Genomic DNA, 3,128 nt, shown 5'->3' with positions numbered 1-3,128 from the left:
CGGCCTTGTCGGCATCGGGGCCACCGGCCTGTGCCATGTCGGGGCGGCCACCACCGCCCTGCCCGCCCAACGCGGCGGCAGCGGCCCGCACCAGATCAACCGCCGAACGCTGGCCGATCAGATCGTCTGTCACACCCACGGCCACGCTGGCGCGGCCATCATTCACCGCCACGATCACTACGATGCCGCTGCCCAGCGCTTGCTTGGCCTCATCCACCAGCCCGCGCAGCGCCTTGGCTTCAAGGCCCTGCAGCACCTGGCCCTGGAACGCGACACCGTTCACCATTTCAGGGCCGGCCTTGGCAGCCCCGGCAGGGCCGGCCAGCGCGAGCGCCTTTTTCGCATCGGCCAGTTCGCGTTCAAGCCGTTTGCGTTCGTCGATCAGGGTAGCCAACCGTGCCGGAACATCCTCGGGCCGCACCTTGATGGCGGCGGCGGCTTCCAGCAACAGGCGTTCGCGCTCGTTCAGCCATTCGCGCGCGGCGATGCCCGTCTTGCCTTCGATGCGGCGAACGCCGCTGGCCACGGCACTTTCCGATGTGATCTTCAGCAAGCCGATGTCGCCCAGCGCCGCTGCATGCGTGCCGCCGCACAGTTCAACGCTGTAAGTGTCGCCGCCATCAAAAGCGCCCATCGACAGCACGCGCACTTCGTCGCCATATTTCTCGCCGAACAGCGCCATGGCACCGGCTTCGATTGCGTCGTCCGGTGTCATCAGCTTGGTTGAAACGGCGTGGTTGCCAAGGATCTGCGTATTCACATCGGCTTCCACCGCCGCCAATTCAGCCGGCGTCACGGCTTTCTGGTGCGCGAAATCAAAGCGCAGCGTGTCTTCGCCCACATAGCTGCCTTTCTGCGTGACATGCGTGCCAAGCCGGCGCCGTAATGCAGCATGCAGCAGGTGGGTGGCGCTGTGGGCGCGGCGATGAGCCCCGCGCTGCGCCGCATCCACGTCAAGCCGAACCACATCGCCAACAGCCAGTTGCCCGGCGTCCAGCGTCACTTCGTGCAGATGCAGCTTGCCCAGCGCCTTGCGCGTGTCGGCCACGGGCGCGGTGCGGCCTTCGCCCCAACTCATGCTACCGCCGTCGCCGGCCTGGCCGCCGCTTTCAGCGTAAAACGGCGTCTGGTTGGTGATCACGACCACTTTGCTGCCGGCGCCGGCAGCTTCGATCTGCTTGCCGTCCTGAACGATGGCCAGCACCTGCGCTTCGCCGGTCAAGCCGGTGTAGCCAGTGAACTCGGTGGCACCATGCGCTTCAACGATGTCAAACCAAACCGCTGCATCCTTGGCTTCGCCCGATCCGGTCCAGGCGGCACGGGCCAGGCGGCGTTGTTCGGCCATGGCGGCATCGAACCCGGCGCGATCAACCGCGATGCCCCGCGCGCGCAACGCATCCTCGGTCAGATCATAGGGGAAGCCGAAAGTGTCATACAATTTGAAGGCAACATCACCGGGGAGCGTGCCGCCCGCGGTCAAACTGGCGGTGGCGTCTTCGAGCAAGCCCAAGCCGCGCTCCAGTGTCTGGCGGAACCGGGTTTCCTCCAGCTTCAGCGTTTCCTCGATCAGGGCCTGCGCCCGGCCAAGTTCAGGAAAGGCTTGGCCCATGGTGGCCATCAGCGCCGGCACCAGCTGGTGCATCAACGGCTCTTCGGCACCCAGCAGATGGGCGTGGCGCATGGCGCGGCGCATGATGCGGCGCAGAACATAACCGCGGCCTTCGTTGGCCGGCAACACGCCATCGGCAACCAGAAAACCCGACGCACGCAGGTGGTCGGCAATCACCCGGTGAGACGCGCGGGCTTCGGCGGTCATCGCCTTGCCCACCTTGTCCTCGCTGGCGGCAATCAACGTCTTGAAAATATCGGTATCATAATTGTCGTGCACGCCCTGCAGCACGGCGGCGATGCGTTCGAGGCCCATGCCGGTATCGATGCTGGGGCGCGGCAGATCGAGCCGCGTGTCGCGATCAATCTGCTCATATTGCATGAACACCAAATTCCAGATCTCGACGAAGCGATCGCCGTCCTCATCCGGGCTGCCGGGCGGGCCGCCGGGGATGTGATCGCCATGATCGTAGAAGATTTCCGAGCACGGACCGCACGGGCCGGTATCGCCCATCGACCAGAAATTGTCGTTGGTGGCGATGCGAATGATCTTCTCATCGGACAGGCCGGCGATTTTCTTCCACAACGCGGCTGCTTCGTCATCGGTATGATAGACGGTAACACACAGACGGTTCTTGTCGAGACCCCATTCCCGGGTGAGCAGATCCCACGCCAGCGTGATCGCCTGTTCCTTGAAATAATCGCCGAACGAGAAATTGCCCAGCATTTCAAAGAAGGTGTGGTGGCGGGCGGTGTAACCCACGTTGTCGAGGTCATTGTGCTTGCCGCCGGCGCGCACGCATTTCTGGCTGCTGGCCGCCTGCGTGTAGGGCCGCGATTCAAGCCCGGTGAAGACATTTTTGAACGGTACCATGCCGGCGTTGACGAACATCAGCGTCGGAGCATTCTGAGGCACCAGCGGCGCCGACGGGACGACCATATGGCCTGCACGGGAAAAGTGTTCGAGAAAACTGCGGCGAATGTCGTTGGTCGAGATCATGGGAAAGCGCTTACCGCCGTGACGGGTCAGCGTAAAGGGCAGCAGCGGCCGCTGCTGCGCTCAGGCACGGGCAGTGACCAGCCATATGGCGCCGGGCAGACGCACCTGATCGGTTTTCAGATGGGGTTGCAGCGCTGCCGCCAGGATCGGCTTTGCCGCATCGCCGATGCCGGCATCACGCACAGCCCGGGCCGCCGGGCCGACGCGCAGGTTGAAGGATACGGCGTCGGCAATCGGGTCGGCTCCGCCGCCGATCATCATTTCAAACGGCAGGCTGTTGAAGGCGATATCCCGCCACCCGGCCGCTTCCAGCATGGCAGCAACGCGCGCGGCATCGGCAAAGGCAAACGGGCCGGGCGCATGCGGATCGGATGGCGGTTGGGCCGGTAGCAGATCGGCCAGTGCGGTCAGCGGCAATGTCGCCCACAGGTTGCGCGCCGCTGGCTGCCAGCAGGCAAAAACCAGGCGGCCGCCGGGTGCCGCCAGGTCATGCAGGTTGGCAAAGGCAGCTTGAGGCTCG

The 3,128-nt window shown here is 64.6% G+C and carries 1 protein-coding gene and 1 pseudogene; both read right to left on the bottom strand.

Annotation, left to right across the window (positions count from 1 at the left end; genetic code table 11):
- Window positions 1–2,608: alanine--tRNA ligase (alaS, locus tag ACESL8_RS10610; RefSeq protein WP_372918614.1), on the bottom strand; the 2,608-nt coding region annotated here is incomplete at its 3' end.
- A 60-nt stretch (window positions 2,609–2,668) separates the two neighbouring features.
- A pseudogene (locus tag ACESL8_RS10605) lies at window positions 2,669–3,128 on the bottom strand (SAM-dependent methyltransferase); the annotation flags it as partial.

Origin of the sequence: Sandarakinorhabdus sp., assembly GCF_041689835.1 — a bacterium.
In the GTDB taxonomy this organism is placed as follows: Bacteria; Pseudomonadota; Alphaproteobacteria; order Sphingomonadales; family Sphingomonadaceae; genus Sandarakinorhabdus.
This window is presented reverse-complemented; position numbering and strand designations above follow the sequence as displayed.